Origin of the sequence: Polynucleobacter necessarius (assembly GCF_900096765.1) — a bacterium.
GTDB classification, from domain to species: Bacteria; Pseudomonadota; Gammaproteobacteria; order Burkholderiales; family Burkholderiaceae; genus Polynucleobacter; species Polynucleobacter necessarius_F.
Genome location: NZ_LT615228.1, coordinates 356,817 through 372,007, shown reverse-complemented (window position 1 = coordinate 372,007; position 15,191 = coordinate 356,817). Strand labels below are relative to the sequence as shown.

The window sequence follows — 15,191 nt, the reverse complement described above, 5'->3', positions numbered from 1 at the left end:
GCTGATGTATAAATGTTGTATTGCTATTTTCTTCGGAAATGAGTCAATTCATTTACCTATTTATAGCTTTATTTTATTCGGAGGTGCCTACTAGAGCATCAATTGCAGCTTCTAGCACGCCTTCTAAAGGAACTGCTTTCTGCTCACCCGTGCCACGAAGGTCTTTTAGCTGAGCCTCATTGTTAGCCAACTCATCTGGCCCAATAATGACAGCAAAGGCTGCTCCACTCGCATCTGCCCGCTTCATTTGAGACTTAAAGCTAGCAGATTGGCCATCTGGGGGGCAAAACAGAATGGTATCGATTCCAGCGCTACGCAAACGCTCAGCAATAATCATCGCCGCCGTTAAGGTTTCACCACCCTGATGCAAAACAAAAATATCGCACTGAGCCTGCGCCTCCGGTAAGGAGCCGGACACTTTCATCAATTCCAGGACGCGCTCCATCCCCATAGCCCAACCACAGGCAGGGGCAGACTTGCCGCCCATGCGCTCAATTAATGGGTCATAACGACCGCCCCCCGCAATTGTGCCCTGAGCGCCCAACTCTTCAGTGATCCACTCAAATACAGTCAGATTGTAGTAATCCAAACCACGAACCAAACGTGGGTTAATTTTGCATGGTATGTTATTTACTTTGAGCAAAGCCTGAACAGTATTGAAATGCTTCAGCGACTCCTCTCCCAAGAAATCCAACAGCTTAGGTGCGCCCTCGATTAATGCTTGCATCTCTGGATTTTTAGAATCCAAAATGCGTAATGGATTACTGACCAAACGACGTTGAGAATCTTCATCCAATTGCGATTGATGTTTCTCGAAGTAGGTCACTAATGCTGCGCGATGTTTTGCTCGCTCATCAGCCTGACCTAAGGAATTAATTTCCAGGCGGACACCCTTTAAGCCTAGCTCATCCCATAAACGCTGCCCCATCAGAATAATTTCTGCATCGATATCGGGGCCCGCAAAACCAAGAGCCTCAATACCGAACTGGTGGAATTGGCGATAGCGGCCATGCTGTGGACGCTCATGACGAAACATCGGACCGGTGTACCAAAGACGCTTAGGTCCTTCGTAGAGTAAATTATTTTCAATGACAGAGCGCACTAGCGCAGCTGTGCCTTCGGGGCGCAAGGTAAGTTGTTCACCATTTAAGCGATCCTCAAAGGAATACATTTCTTTTTCAACAATATCGGTGACCTCACCAATACCACGTTGAAATACTGCTGTTGCTTCCACAATCGGTGTGCGCAAGAACTCATAACCATAAGCGCGAGTCAAATCACGCAAGACATGCTCAAGATGAGCCCACTGCGCAGCATCTGCTGGCAGCAAATCATTCATGCCGCGCACGCCATTGATCTTTTGAACTTTGGTTTGAGATTTTTGGTCTTTGGTTTGATCGGTCATTTTTATTATTATGTGTTTAATTCTTGGCTGCGTAGTTCTGCTTCACATAGTCATCCACGATAACCTGAAACTCTTGCGCAATATTGTCGCCGCGCAAGGTCTTTACTTTAACGCCATCCACAAATACTGGGGCCGCTGGAGTTTCACCGGTACCCGGCAGAGAAATACCGATATTGGCATGCTTACTCTCACCAGGACCGTTCACAATGCAACCCATCACAGCCACATTCATATTCTCAACACCAGGATGGGTTTTCTTCCAAATGGGCATTTGTTGACGCAGGTATGACTGAATATTGGCAGCCAACTCTTGAAAGGTAGTACTCGTCGTGCGACCACAGCCTGGGCAAGCAATCACCATGGGTGTGAAATTTCGCAAACCCATAGTTTGTAAAATTTCTTGCGCTACGATCACTTCGTTTTCTCGAGGCGCACCAGGGTCAGGCGTTAAAGAAACACGAATTGTGTCACCAATCCCCTCTTGCAACAAAATAGCCATTGCGGCAGTAGAAGACACAATACCTTTGCTTCCCATACCGGCTTCAGTTAAGCCTAAGTGCAAAGGATAGTCAGAACGACGTGAGAGGTCGCGATAGACCGCTACCAAATCTTGTACATTGCTCACTTTGCAAGAGAGCAAAATCTGATCAGGGTTCATCCCCAACTCCACTGCTTTTTCTGCAGACTGCAAGGCTGACTGAATCAAGGCCTCAATCATGACCTCTTGAGCTGTCTTCGGATTTTCTAAAGCAGCATTGCTATCCATAATGGTCGCCAAAAGATCTTGGTCTAAGCTGCCCCAGTTCACACCAATCCGAATAGGCTTATCGTATTTACAAGCCGCCTCGATCATCTGCGCAAATTGTGGATCACGCTTGGCGCCCTTGCCCACATTACCTGGATTAATACGGTACTTCGAGAGCGCCTTAGCGCACTCTGGAAAATCATTTAACAGCGTGTGGCCGTTGTAATGAAAGTCACCAATCAATGGCACCAAGATATCCATCTTGTCCAGCTGTTCCCGAATATAAGGAACAGCGGCGGCGGCTTCAGGCGTATTTACGGTAATACGTACCATCTCTGAACCAGCGCGAGCTAATTCTTTTACCTGAATCGCCGTGCCTACTGCATCTGCAGTATCAGTGTTGGTCATAGACTGCACACGCACAGGTGCATCACCACCAATAGTAATGATGTTCATTTTCCAAACCACTTTGGCTTGGCGTGTTGCTCGCTTCGGTGCTGGACCTAAAGGCAAGTTTGGTAAAGATGAAGGATGAGAGCTCACAGGGATTTAATTAATTTAACTTTTTGAGCCACTCGATAGGCTGCTCTTTTGGCTCTATATCGAAATCGTCGTCAGATTGAACCTCTTGAATTTCAATCTCGGCCTTATGAACAGCTCGCTCGCGCACCCGTGTGCGATCAACCACATCACCAGCCAATTGACCACAGGCGGCGGCAATATCATCACCGCGAGTCTTGCGCACTGTCGCTACCATCCCTGCATCTAACAAAATGCCGGCAAAGGTATTCACGCGCTGAGCTGGCGAGCGCTTCAGTCCGGACTCTGGAAAAGGATTGAATGGAATGAGATTTATTTTGCACTTGATGTTTTTGAGTAAGCGCACTAATTCTTTTGCTTGAATATCCGAATCATTCACACCATCGAGCATACAATATTCAAACGTTAAAAAGTCTCTTGGCGCAAAGGGTAAGTAACGCTCACAGGCATCAAGCAATTCACGTAATGGGTATTTCTGATTGAGTGGCACTAACTGGTCACGTAACGCGTCATTAGGAGCATGAAGCGATACTGCTAAAGCGACTGGGCAATCTTGCGCCAACCGATCAATCATTGGCAGTACACCTGAAGTAGAGACAGTCACGCGACGACGCGATAAACCATAAGCGCGATCATCAAGCATGAGACGCAATGCTGACACCACGTTGTCATAGTTCAGCAAAGGCTCACCCATACCCATCATCACTACATTGGAGATCACGCGACCGGTGTGCTCCCAGCCTGGAGTTGGGTATTTTTCAATTCTGCGCACCGCTTCTGGGTCATTACGCAAGAGATGCTCAGCAAACCAGAGCTGCCCAATGATTTCACCGGAAGTGAGGTTGCGAGAGAAACCCTGATGCCCTGTTGAACAAAAGCGGCAATTAACTGCACAACCAGCTTGAGATGAGATACACAGAGTGCCACGATCATCCTCAGGAATATAAACAGACTCCACCGCATTACCAGCGCCCACATCCAGCAGCCACTTGCGTGTGCCATCGAGCGCATGCTCGTCCTTGATTACGGGAAGAGAGAGGACTTCAGCCTTATCTAGCAAAGTGGCTCTAAAGCTTTTTGCTAAATCGCTCATCTCGTTAATGTCTGATACACCGCGTTGATGTATCCACTGCATGAGCTGCTTTGCCCTAAAGGGCTTTTCGTTCAACCCCGCGACATACGCCGCCATTTGGTCAGCGTCAAAATCTAAGAGATTTACGCGCGGGGAGGTCAATGCGCCTACTTATCAATTAAATAGGTTGTTGTTAACAGTCGTTGATTAACGATTGAAAACATTCATGCCGGGGAAGAAGAAAGCAACTTCCACAGCAGCTGTTTCAGGAGCGTCAGAGCCATGCACGGCATTGGCATCAATGCTGTCAGCAAAATCAGCACGGATAGTGCCTTTTTCTGCTTTCTTAGGATCCGTTGCGCCCATCAAATCACGGTTCCTAGCAATAGCGCCTTCGCCTTGCAATACTTGAATCATGACAGGACCGGAAATCATGAAGCTCACCAAATCTTTGAAGAAAGGACGATCTTTGTGAACAGCGTAGAACTGCTCTGCTTCTGATTGTGACAAATGCGCCATTTTGGAAGCAACAATCTTCAAACCAGCAGATTCAAAACGGTCATAGATTTTTCCGATGACGTTTTTAGCGACAGCATCAGGTTTGATAATAGATAGGGTGCGTTCAATTGCCATTCAAGACTCCAATAGTGATTTCAAAGGTATTTTTTAAATAGGGGTAGCAAAAGCCGAAAAGGGCTAAAAGCCTAACCCGATTTCAACGACCCCCGAATTATACATTGCCTGACCGTATTTACCCCTACGTAAGTAGGGCTAAGCCCTTGAATTTACAAGGCATAACCCCTCAATCGGTAGTCTTTTTAGCCCAAGTCTTGAAATTCACCTGTTTTGTCTATACTTAGTGTCAACAACCCATTGTGGGTTCATGTGATTTTATAAAAGAAGGAGTCAAAATGAGTGATCTGAACTCTTACGGCTTTGGCCAAACCGGCTCAGTAAGTACCGTACAAGTGCGCAACCGCGTACTTCGCAACACCTATGCGCTTTTAGCCCTCTCAATGGTGCCTACTGTTATTGGCGCATGGCTTGGCGTTGCCATGAATCTCAGCTTATTCGCTGGAAGCCCCTTCATGGGATTCATCGTGTTCATGGCAGTTGCTTTTGGCTTCTTCTGGGCAATCGAGAAGAATAAAAACACTGGCGTGGGCGTTCTCCTACTCTTGGGCTTTACCTTCTTCATGGGCATTATGATGTCCCGCTTAATTGGCTTTACGCTCAATAGCTATAGCAATGGCGCGACCTTGATCATGCTTGCCTTTGGTGGCACAGCGGCAATCTTTGCAACCATGGCAGCAATTGCTACTGTAAGCAAGAGTGATTTTGCTGGCCTGGGTAAATGGCTCATGGTTGGCGTACTGCTATTGATTGTGGCTTCATTAGCCAACATCTGGTTACAGCTACCTGCCTTGATGCTCACAGTGATGGTGCTTGCCATCGCTATCTTCTCTGCCTTTATCTTGGTTGACGTACAACGTGTGATCAACGGTGGTGAGACAAACTACATCATGGCGACATTAGCAATTTACTTGGATGTGTACAACGTCTTCACCAATTTACTTGCCCTTTTAGGCATCGTTGGTGGTAATCGAGATTAAGAGAAACCATGCCACACTAATTTTTTAGTGTGCTGTTCTCAAGAGGCGCCTACGGGCGCCTTTTTCATTCCTACCCAAAAACCTAATTAATTGGTCATTAGGGCATCTATAGCAAATGACAAAGCAATTAAAACAAGCAGAAGGGTAATGCCATCAGCGGTTTTCATGATGCTCTCCTAGTGGTGGATCAATTTCAAACAGTGCCAACCCACAGCACATCTTCAATCTACTCTTCTATAAGACCTAGGAAAATCGTCAATGCACCATTGATGCAAGCAAAAACCAAAAATGCACCAATTTGGCTCTAAATTGGTGCATCAATATGAGTTGGGTTATCTAAAAACGATAGCCCAGTGAGATCGTATAGGAATTGATGGTGACTTTATCGCTACTGCCATCACTCCATTGGACGCTTTTGTAGTTTTGCTGAGAAATCTCTGCTCTCGTAAAAATATTTTTAGTAAAAAGGTAGTCGAAACCGAGTCCGAAACTAGGTCCATTCATCCACTGGTAATAGCCTGGCGAAGAAAATTTTGACCACGACCAACCTAACTTGGCGTAGCCTAGCAGCTTTTCGCTAAATGCAAAGCCAATTTTTCCGCCCGCTTCAATAGGATTTTTTGCATCAGGATCGGTACCACTGGTATCAGTTGTAGCAAGATCATATGTTCCATAGGCGCCGACTAGCCATTGATCATCAATAGCTTTATATGCATCAAGAGTAATGCTGGGAATTCCACTATTGCTTGTTAAGGAATCACCAGGAGTAGATTTATCAGTAATCGAATTTAATGAATAATCAAATGAAATACCAAACCCCTCAAAATTTTGTGACTGACTATACGCGATGGGCATAAATAGAAACCCGCACAACAAAGCTACCACTTTTCTCATCTACCCCTCCAGACCTTGTATTTTTTATGAGCCACGAAAACTATATCAAACTATCAAGTCCTATCAAAAACCGCTATCGATTCCACGTGGGAGGTATGTGGAAACATGTTCACGATACCAGCACCTTTGAGGTGATAGCCCGCTTGGTGGCACAAGATGTCAACATCCCTGGCTAAGGTTTTGGGGTTACAAGAAACATAGACAATCCGCTTAGGCAATAAATTACTTGCTTGGTCATGCAACTGCGCCAAGGCTTTGCAAATTTCCATTGCACCCTCACGCGGTGGATCCATTAACCAGCGGTCTGCCTTTTTCCAGGATGCCACAGTTTCCGGCATGACTTCAAACAAATCGCTTTGCATAAAGCTAGCCTTATCAGCAAGACCATTGTGTTCTGCATTGGATTTGGTTCTGGTCGTTAAAGTTGCTAAACCTTCAATACCCAAAACTTGTTTTGCTTTTCTGTTTTCTGGCGAGTGGCAATGTGAAGTTCCCAATGCCACAAAATAAATCGATCACTCGATCAGACGGTTGCACCTCTAACAAACGAATCGCCCTACTCACTAATGATCGATTCATCATATGGTTGACTTGAGTAAAGTCAGCGGGCTTAAATGGCATTTCGATTTCAAATTCAGGCAAGCGATAGCATAGCTTGCCGATCTCTGGATAAAAAGGCGCCACAGTCTCGATACCTTTGGGCTGCAACCAAATCCAGACTTGATGCTCATCGGCAAAGTTTCTGAGCAAGGCCTCATCAGCAGCCGTTAAAGCTTGAAGGTTACGAAAAACCAAAGCGGTGACTGGTTTGAGTTTTTTGGGATCGTCAGAGTTGGGATCCTCAGGCTCGCCGACAGCAATTTCGATTTGTGGCATCCGATCGACGATTGAAAGACTCATCACTAACTTGCGCATTTCTGGCAAGAGATTAGACACATGCTTAGGCAAAATTTCACAAGCAAGCATGTCGGCAACATAGCCACTCTTACCCTCATGAAAACCAATCAGGACCGTACCTTTTTTAATCGAACGATTGACTGCACTTAAACGGGCACGATGCCGGTATTCCCAAGTGGGCCCACCCATTGGCCTGAGAATTTCTTCTGGCTGAACTTTGGCAATGTGATGCAAGTCATCTTCGAGCACACGCTGCTTCATCGCTACCTGCGCGCGAATATCTAAGTGTTGCATAGTGCAACCACCACAAACGCCAAAAGCTTCGCACTTAGGCTCGGCTCTAAAAACAGCGGGCTTGAGAATCTCGCGGACTTTAGCTTTACTAAAGCGCGCCTTATCACTCGTTATCGTGTAGGTCACCAACTCAGTTGGGAGAGCGCCTTTAATGAAAAGCACCTTACTGCCTCAGCTTGACTGGGAGCCAAGCGGCCTATCCCTTGGGCATCTAAATCGAGTGCTTCAATTTTGACTGGCTCAGCCACTTCAATATTGACTGGCTTATCGCCTCTACGCATTCGGAGCAAAACCTTGGAGATATTCTTGCCATTGCTCGCCGTTAGGCTCTTTAGATTCTTTTTCTAAATACGCTCTAACGAATTGAATTTCCTCTTCATACTCAGTTTGCGAGAAACCGCCACGCAATAGCTGGAAGCGGCAATACATGAGATAGGTATTGACCACATCGGTTTCGCAATAACGGCGAATATCGTTGATCTTTCCCTCTTGATATGCTGGCCAGACTTGACTGCCATCCATCCCCATCTTGCCAGGAAAGCCACACAGCCTTGCCAAACCATCTAATGGCGCATTGGCTCTGCCATTAAATTTGGCTAACAAATCCATCATATCTAAATGACGCATGTGATAGCGACTAATATAGTTATTCCATTTAAAGTCTCTGCTATCAGCTTCCTGGCTCTCACCCATTTCCCAATAACGTGGCGCCTGAATATGATTAGCAAGTGCGCGATAGTGCAAGACCGGTAGATCAAAACCGCTACCGTTCCAAGATACCAGTTGGGGAGTATATTTTTCAATCAAATCAAAGAATGATTGAACTAGCACCTTCTCATCATCTTGTGGGGTACCCAAGGTACCCACTTTGATTTGTGGCGCCCCTTCTTTTGTTGTTCTACGAATTACGCATGAGATCGCAACAATCTTTTGCAAGAACAAAGGCAAAAATTCGCTACCGGTTTTGGCGGCACGCTCTGCCATGGCAGCAGCTGCAACCTCAGTATCACTCATGGAGTCAGGGTATTCTTCCACGCGGCGTAAACCCGCTACATCTGGAATAGTCTCAATATCAAATACAAGAACGGTGGCCATAAATACTGAGCGCGCACCTTACTGCAAGTATGGTGTTGGATTGACTGGCTTGCCGTTGACGCGCAGCTCAAAGTGCAGTTTCGGAGAGGTAGCATCGGTATCTCCCATCTCCGCAATTTTTTGACCCTTGCGAACCGTGTCGCCCTCTTTTACTAAGAGCTTGCTGTTATGCGCATATGCAGTCAGATAAGTGTTGTCATGTTTCACAATCACCAAATTGCCATAGCCACGCAAACTATTACCCGCATAAACCACTTTGCCATCCGATGCCGCAAGCACGGGTTCGCCTACCTTGCCAGCAATATCGATACCTTTATTGGTTTCGTTAAATTCACCAGTCACTTTTCCTTTAGCAGGCCAAGATAAGCGAATGCCAGGCTCTGCAACTACCTCGGACTTACTTGATTCAGGAGTAGGTGCATCTGCCTTATCGGTCGCTGGGCTTGATTTTTTCTCAACTGTTTTCGCAGTTTTTACACCTGCAGGTGGCTTAATCAAAATCAGATCGCCCACTTCAATGACGTTTGGATTAAAGCTAGGATTAGCTGCGCTATTCCACTGCGCAACATCACGTGGCGCCTGGCCATTATCAAGTGCAATACGCGCTAAGGTATCCCCTTTCTTCACGCGATAGTAACCTAGAGGCGTTGGCTCATATGATCCACTAGAGCGATCGGTGACACTCGCAGGTTTTGTGCGTGGCACAGAACATCCCTCAAGCGTTAACAAAGCGCTAGCAGCCAGAAAAATCAAAAAGCTTTTCAGTAAGGTGTTTGACGTCACTATAGGCATGTTCTGGGTTATGGATCTCATACTACCCCTGATTGTAAGGGTACAAAAAAGACCTCGTCCAGCACAGTTCTTTGATAGCGTTGGGAGCTCATTCTCTCGACTACAACCAATTGCTGTTCTTTGTCATTTTTGGCAACTGGGGCAACCAAACGACCCCCCAATTGCTAATTGATCCATTAAAGCGTCGGGTATACCTAAGCCAGCAGCAGCCAAAATAATGCCGTCAAATGGCGCAGCCTGGGGTAATCCCAAAATACCATCGCCATAAATTAAACGCAGATTATTAATTCGGAAAGGACGCAACTTGGCTCTAGCCATGTCATGCAAAGGTCGAATACGCTCAATGGAATAGACCTCCTCTGCTAAGAGACTCAATACTGCTGCCTGATATCCGCAACCCGTCCCAATCTCTAACACTTTGCCCAAGCGATGTCTTGGTTTATGTAAAAGCTCAATCATGCGAGCAACTACAGATGGTTTTGAAATAGTTTGCTCATGACCAATGGGCAATGCAGTGTCTTCATAAGCCTGTGCATGCAAACCGGGATCCATAAATGCATGTCGCGGAACTGTAGCAATGGCTTCTAAAGTTTTTCCGTGCTTAACGCCACCAGCATGAACCTTTGCTGCTAATGCCTGTCGATAGGCTGCGAGACGCTCTATGGGTGCCTTCAACCGCGATCCCAACCGTTGGCACGCATTGCAGCCAAACGAGCGTGGTGAGTTAAATCGAGTTGCATCGGGGTAATTGAAATACAACCTTCATTGATAGCATGAAAGTCAGTCCCTTCAGAGCCCTCTTTAACTTCCCCTGCTGCTCCAATCCAATAGATCTTTTCGCCGCGCGGACTATCTTGCACCACTACGGGTTGTGAGTGATGACGGTTACCTAAGCGAGTCACACGCCAACGATACAAGTCCGCATAAGGACGATTGGGAATGTTCACATTCAACAAACTAGCTGCGCCATCAGTGTGATTTTGATTCAGGCTAGATACCAGCATTTGCGCGACTACATCATGAGCCGCCTTTGCCGCATCCTCAATCCGATTCCAGCCGCGATCAATTTGTGAGAAGGCAATTCCAGGAACGCCAAACATGACGCCCTCTATAGCCGCTGCTACCGTGCCGGAATACAGCACATCCTCACCCATGTTTTCACCCTGATTAATTCCAGAGATCACTAAATCTGGTTTTTCATCTAAGAAACCTGTCATCGCAACGTGGACACAATCCGTTTGGGGTGCCGTTAATGAAAAAAGCCATCACGCTCACCGCCAGCTACCCGATGAATCGACAACGGTCTAGATAGCGTAAGGGAATTTGATGCGCCACTATGATTTTGTTCTGGAGCAATCACCGTAATGCGCCCCAAAGGGCGCACCGCATTGACTAAGGCCAGAAGGCCTGGGGCTAAGTAGCCATCATCATTAGAGATCAAAATATGCATCATCGAATTATCCAACTTTTTCGACAAAACCCACAGAAGATCCCCATATTAGCGACTACGATGCTCCCTAGACCGAACCCAAACATATAGAACCGGCAAGACCAGGAGGGTCAGCAAAGTAGTGGTGACCATGCCGCCCACAACCACTAGCGCAAGCGGACGCTGAGCCTCTGATCCGATGGCGTGTGACATAGCAGCCGGCAACAATCCCAGTCCAGCCAACAGAGCAGTCATTAACACGGGTCTCATGCGCAGGGACGCACCCTCAACGATGGTTGCCTTAATACCGTGTTGATCAGATTTAGCCAACTTATTGATATAAGAAATCAAAATGACACCATCTTGAATGGCAATTCCAAAAAGCGAGAGGAAGCCAATGCCCGCTGAAATACTAAAGGTTTCACCTGTCAATAATAAGATGAGTATTCCGCCAATGGCAGCGAACGGGACATTTAACAACACGATTAAGGCATCACGGAAATTGCCAAAGGCACTGTAAAGAAGCAATGAAATAGCCAACAAGGTCAATGGAACGATCACCATGAGTTTCTTCTGGGCCACTTTCATTTGATTAAACTGGCCGTCCCAAGTAATTCGATAGCCATTCGGTAAAGAAATATTTTCTTTCACCAACTTTTGCGCCTCGGTAACTGCGCTACCCAAGTCTCTTCCACGGACGCTAAATTTCACTGCAATGTAACGACGACCAGATTCACGATAAATATAGAATGGGCCATCAGATACAGCCACATTGGCGACCATCGATAGCGGCACTCTGCTTCCATCTGGGGTGTCAATTAAGATTTGCTCGATGGAATCAACTGTATTGCGGCTCTCTTTATCCAAGCGGAGAGCCAAACCAAAGGTTTTCTCATTTTCTAAGATGCTAGTGATTGGGGCACCACCAATGGAATAAGTCACTAATGCCTGAATATCACTGACATTGATACCAAAGCGAGCACATTTCTCTCGATCAATTTCCACATTTAATGTGGGTTGTCCTAGTTCTGTAAAAATGCCTTCATCGACAATACCATGTACTTTTCGCAGTTGCTTGATCACATCGCGCGCCTGCTGATCCAAGATCTCAAGATCGGAACCAAATATTTTGACCGAGTTCTCGCCCTTGACCCCTGACAAGGCTTCATTGACGTTATCTTGAATGTATTGAGAGAAGGTGTAATCAAGCCCTGGTATGCCAGCAAGGTAATTCTCCAAGTGCTTCATTAGCCGTTTTTTACTTGCTCCAGCTGGCATATCTTGCGGAGGCTTAAAATATATGCCGTACTCTTGATTAAAGACGCCTGTAGGATCAGTACCGTCATCTGGACGACCAATCTGCACTGACACATACTTCACTTCAGGGTTGTTTTTAAATTCCGCTCTAAGTTAATTGGCCAACTCGACCGAATACTTCAAATCCACAGTATTTGGTAGGGTCACGCGTACCCAAAGATTATTCTCTTCAAGCGTTGATAAAAATTCAGTGCCCAGTTGAGTAGCGCTCACGATAGTAAAAATTAACACGCCGATGGCAGTTAACAATACATTTTTTGGTCTATCAACCAGATAACGCAATAAACTTTTATAGCGCACTAATAGTTTGTCGGCAAATTTAGGCGGGTGGTGTTCTTCGCCCTCTTTAAATATATAGGAAATCATCGTGGGGACAAAAGTCAGACTCAAGATGATTGAAGCCAATAATGCAAAGCCCATAGTGAAGGCCATTGGACGGAAGATGATTCCCTCCACACCACCCATCAAAAAGAGTGGTGAATATGCAGTGATAATGATGCCCGTTGAAAATACCATGGCTCGTTGCACTTCACTAGTACCTAACACGATACTTTGATTGAGCTTGGTGCGCCTTTCTTCCAAATGACGCATGACGTTTTCCATCACAATCACTGCGGCATCAACAATCACACCAAAAACACCAAAATCAATTGCTCCCAGAGAAATCAAGTTAGCTGGGACTTTAAATTGATCCATGTTGAAAAACAAAACGCACAAAGCCAATGGAATAACAGCTGCCACAACAGCCGCAGCCTTGAAATTTCCCAAAAAGATATACAGAATAATTAATACAAGGACAAGGGAAATCCCGAAAAACAGAGTGTGTTTGACGGTTTCCAAAGTAATGTCGAGCAGTACTTGTCGATCATAGAATGGAAAAATATCAATTCCAGGCGGCAGGATGGAAGTATTAATTTCCTGAACTTTTTCCTTCACACGATCCAAAACTTCAGAAGCGTTTTCGCCACGCTTGAGTAAGACCACACCCTCAACTGCATCGGGGTTGTTTTGGTACTGGAACATACCTTGACGTAAGGCATGACCAACCACTACGTCTCCAATATCACCAACCCGCACGGCAACTCCATTATTGACAGCCACCACGATGCGCTTAATGTCATCTACCGACTGCAGTAATCCTACGCCTCTAACCACTAACTGCTGCTCACCAACAGGCAATAGACCGCCACCAACGTTGATATTGGAATTAGTCACTGCATTAACCAATTGTTCCAGAGTAACGTTTTTAGCCTGCAAACTACCCGGGTGAATAATGATTTGGTATTAGCGGGTTTTTCCACCAAAAGAAGAAATATCAGGAACCCCAGGAATGTGCTTGAGCTCTTTATAAACCTCATAATCTTGTAAAGTTTTTAATGCCATAGGAGAGGCATAGTCACTGAGCAAGACGTATCGCATGATCTCACCAGTGGCATCTGAGTCAGGACTCATCGCGATATTGGCACCAGGAGGCAAGTTTAAATTATTGAGCGAGCTGTTAATAAGTTGACGTGCCTTAAAACTGTCCTCGCCATCCTTAAACTTTACCGTTACAACCGACAAACCAAACAAAGAGACTGATCGAAACGCCTGAACTCCTGCAATACCCGCCAAGGAGTTCTCAACCGGAATAGTAATTTGTTGCTCAATCTGCGCAGTACTCGCACCAGGCCATTGTGTAATGGCCTGAACTGTCAACGGTGCAACGCCTGGATAAGCCTGTAGAGGAAGCTTGAGAAAACTATGAATACCAGCTACTAATAATCCAATTGCCAACAGGATAATTAGTAGACGCCTGCGAAGAACGGCATTGATGTTCATTGATGTCCTCAGTCTTCTTCGCGCAAGAATCGCTGATTCAGTAAGGTAGCACCCTTAATGACAACCGTCTGATGTGCTTCTAAACCATCTGTTACCGCAAATTCTGAAGCATTTAAAGCAAAGCCAAAAATGGGTCGGCGGCTAAAAGTGGTATCTCCAGTCTTAATAATTGCGTACCGCACATTTCTACCTTGAATGACAGCCGAGGTTGGAATGACGACCGCTTGTGTTTTACCCACTTCCAATGTACCACTGACAAACATTTCTGGCTTCAGCAGTCCTTCGCTGTTATCTACTTCGCAACGAACGACAAGGGCATGCATGAGTAACTGGGTCAATGGCGGCGCCCACATAATTAGCCTTGGCAATAAATTCGCGGTCTGGGAAAGATGAAACCTTTAAGCGAAATGTATCACCCACTTTAATTTTGCTGACATCTTGCTCATACACATTTCCCAAGAACCACAAATGCTTCGGATCAGCAATCGTAAATCGTAGCCAAAATATCGCCCGTGTTCAGATAAGCACCAGGATCGACTGCGCGCTTAATCACAACCCCGTCAATCGGAGCACGAATAGGGAATGTTGGTGTGGCTTGACCACCATTACGAAGCCGCGCAATGTCTTCATTGCTCGCACCAAGTACGCGTAAATGATTTGCGGCTGCTTCCGCGGTTGATTGAGCATCCTCGTACAAGCTACCGACCTGATTCTTTTGAAGGGCCGCAACCATTTTTGATGAGAGGATGTATTCAGTCTGGGCAGATACATAATCCGGACTAAAGTAATCAGCCAATGCTTGGCCGGTTTTTACAATGGCACCATCAAATGCATAAATTCGTTCCACCCTTCCAGGGGCTCTAGCAGAAATCACTTTGAGACGTTCTGCATTAAAGGCTAGGCGTCCTGGTACCGACAAATATACTGGCGCAACCCCTTCAGCAGTTTTTATATATTCAAAGGTTTCAGGAGCTAAAGTGACGCCAGGCAAGTCGATATTAATAATGCCGTTTTTCTCTACATCGATTACCTTCTTGGCAGCACTCATGTCAACAGCAGCAGGCGCAAAGAGTCTGCCGATATTAACGCCAACAATCAGGGCAAGCAATAAATAGCTACACAGTCGAAAACGAGGTTTAGCCCAATACTGTTTCAATTGCTCTTCTGCATGGCGATAAAAGTGCATTAGCTTCATCCATAAAGCCTGAGCCAATGGCTTCCAATTTTGTGCGTAGGACTTTAACTTGTCTAAGTATTTTTTCAACATATAGCTACGA

Annotated in this window: 11 protein-coding genes and 4 pseudogenes; 1 reads left to right on the top strand and 14 read right to left on the bottom strand. The window is 45.9% G+C overall.

What is annotated here, in order from left to right; translation table 11 throughout:
- Positions 1–73: 73 nt before the first annotated feature.
- The 4 genes from hisS to ndk form a co-directional block, all read right to left on the bottom strand.
- The gene (gene hisS, locus DXE33_RS01970; protein WP_114638409.1) at positions 74–1,405 is read right to left on the bottom strand and encodes a histidine--tRNA ligase; all 1,332 of its coding nucleotides are present in this window, start codon (positions 1,403–1,405) and stop codon (positions 74–76) included.
- Between the two features lie 16 nt (positions 1,406–1,421).
- Positions 1,422–2,606 (bottom strand): flavodoxin-dependent (E)-4-hydroxy-3-methylbut-2-enyl-diphosphate synthase, encoded by a 1,185-nt coding sequence (gene ispG, locus DXE33_RS01965; protein ID WP_231970319.1) that lies wholly within the window; start codon positions 2,604–2,606, stop codon positions 1,422–1,424.
- A gap of 97 nt (positions 2,607–2,703) precedes the next feature.
- A complete protein-coding gene (rlmN, locus tag DXE33_RS01960) occupies positions 2,704–3,924 on the bottom strand; it encodes a 23S rRNA (adenine(2503)-C(2))-methyltransferase RlmN (protein ID WP_114638407.1) in 1,221 nt (406 codons plus the stop codon).
- A 45-nt stretch (positions 3,925–3,969) separates the two neighbouring features.
- Positions 3,970–4,395, bottom strand: a complete 426-nt coding sequence (gene ndk / locus DXE33_RS01955) for a nucleoside-diphosphate kinase (RefSeq protein ID WP_114638406.1) — start codon at positions 4,393–4,395, stop codon at positions 3,970–3,972.
- A 278-nt stretch (positions 4,396–4,673) separates the two neighbouring features.
- Here ndk and DXE33_RS01950 point away from each other — a divergent pair, with 278 nt between their 5' ends.
- Positions 4,674–5,375, top strand: a complete 702-nt coding sequence (locus DXE33_RS01950; protein WP_114638405.1) for a Bax inhibitor-1 family protein — start codon at positions 4,674–4,676, stop codon at positions 5,373–5,375.
- 336 nt (positions 5,376–5,711) lie between these two features.
- On the opposite strand, the gene DXE33_RS01945 is transcribed toward DXE33_RS01950, so the two are convergent.
- The 10 genes and pseudogenes from DXE33_RS01945 to DXE33_RS01900 all read right to left on the bottom strand — a co-directional run bounded on the left by DXE33_RS01945 (position 5,712) and on the right by DXE33_RS01900 (position 15,181).
- Positions 5,712–6,269 (bottom strand): outer membrane protein, encoded by a 558-nt coding sequence (locus tag DXE33_RS01945; RefSeq protein WP_114638404.1) that lies wholly within the window; start codon positions 6,267–6,269, stop codon positions 5,712–5,714.
- Positions 6,270–6,322: 53 nt separating this feature from the next.
- A pseudogene (gene rlmD, locus DXE33_RS10640) lies at positions 6,323–7,741 on the bottom strand (23S rRNA (uracil(1939)-C(5))-methyltransferase RlmD).
- On the bottom strand, positions 7,734–8,555 hold the full coding sequence (locus DXE33_RS01935; RefSeq protein ID WP_114638403.1) for a 3'-5' exonuclease: 822 nt from the start codon (positions 8,553–8,555) through the stop codon (positions 7,734–7,736). Before DXE33_RS01935 ends, rlmD begins: the two are co-directional and overlap by 8 nt.
- A gap of 18 nt (positions 8,556–8,573) precedes the next feature.
- Positions 8,574–9,347, bottom strand: coding sequence for a peptidoglycan DD-metalloendopeptidase family protein (locus DXE33_RS01930; protein ID WP_408634164.1), 774 nt, complete (start codon positions 9,345–9,347; stop codon positions 8,574–8,576).
- Between the two features lie 17 nt (positions 9,348–9,364).
- Positions 9,365–9,989: pseudogene (locus DXE33_RS01925) on the bottom strand (protein-L-isoaspartate(D-aspartate) O-methyltransferase); the annotation flags it as partial.
- Positions 9,990–10,018: 29 nt separating this feature from the next.
- Positions 10,019–10,797, bottom strand: a pseudogene (gene surE, locus DXE33_RS01920) (5'/3'-nucleotidase SurE).
- A gap of 48 nt (positions 10,798–10,845) precedes the next feature.
- Positions 10,846–13,914: pseudogene (locus DXE33_RS01915) on the bottom strand (efflux RND transporter permease subunit).
- A gap of 8 nt (positions 13,915–13,922) precedes the next feature.
- On the bottom strand, positions 13,923–14,267 hold the full coding sequence (locus tag DXE33_RS01910; protein ID WP_162785373.1) for an efflux RND transporter periplasmic adaptor subunit: 345 nt from the start codon (positions 14,265–14,267) through the stop codon (positions 13,923–13,925).
- On the bottom strand, positions 14,203–14,364 hold the full coding sequence (locus tag DXE33_RS10635; RefSeq protein ID WP_408634191.1) for a hypothetical protein: 162 nt from the start codon (positions 14,362–14,364) through the stop codon (positions 14,203–14,205). Before DXE33_RS10635 ends, DXE33_RS01910 begins: the two co-directional genes overlap by 65 nt.
- Before the next feature lie 28 nt (positions 14,365–14,392).
- Entirely contained in the window at positions 14,393–15,181 is a 789-nt protein-coding gene (locus DXE33_RS01900; protein WP_114638399.1) for an efflux RND transporter periplasmic adaptor subunit, read from the bottom strand.
- Positions 15,182–15,191 lie beyond the last annotated feature (10 nt).

Excerpts from the sequence above, each read along its gene's own strand:
- hisS (WP_114638409.1), bottom strand. The coding sequence starts at position 1,405 with ATGACCGATCAAACCAAAGACCAAAAATCTCAAACCAAAGTTCAAAAG.
- ispG (WP_231970319.1), bottom strand. The coding sequence starts at position 2,606 with ATGAACATCATTACTATTGGTGGTGATGCACCTGTGCGTGTGCAGTCT.
- ndk (WP_114638406.1), bottom strand. The coding sequence starts at position 4,395 with ATGGCAATTGAACGCACCCTATCTATTATCAAACCTGATGCTGTCGCT.
- DXE33_RS01950 (WP_114638405.1), top strand. The coding sequence starts at position 4,674 with ATGAGTGATCTGAACTCTTACGGCTTTGGCCAAACCGGCTCAGTAAGT.
- DXE33_RS01945 (WP_114638404.1), bottom strand. The coding sequence starts at position 6,269 with ATGAGAAAAGTGGTAGCTTTGTTGTGCGGGTTTCTATTTATGCCCATC.
- DXE33_RS01935 (WP_114638403.1), bottom strand. The coding sequence starts at position 8,555 with ATGGCCACCGTTCTTGTATTTGATATTGAGACTATTCCAGATGTAGCG.
- DXE33_RS01930 (WP_408634164.1), bottom strand. The coding sequence starts at position 9,347 with ATGCCTATAGTGACGTCAAACACCTTACTGAAAAGCTTTTTGATTTTT.
- DXE33_RS01910 (WP_162785373.1), bottom strand. The coding sequence starts at position 14,267 with ATGTGGGCGCCGCCATTGACCCAGTTACTCATGCATGCCCTTGTCGTT.
- DXE33_RS01900 (WP_114638399.1), bottom strand. The coding sequence starts at position 15,181 with ATGTTGAAAAAATACTTAGACAAGTTAAAGTCCTACGCACAAAATTGG.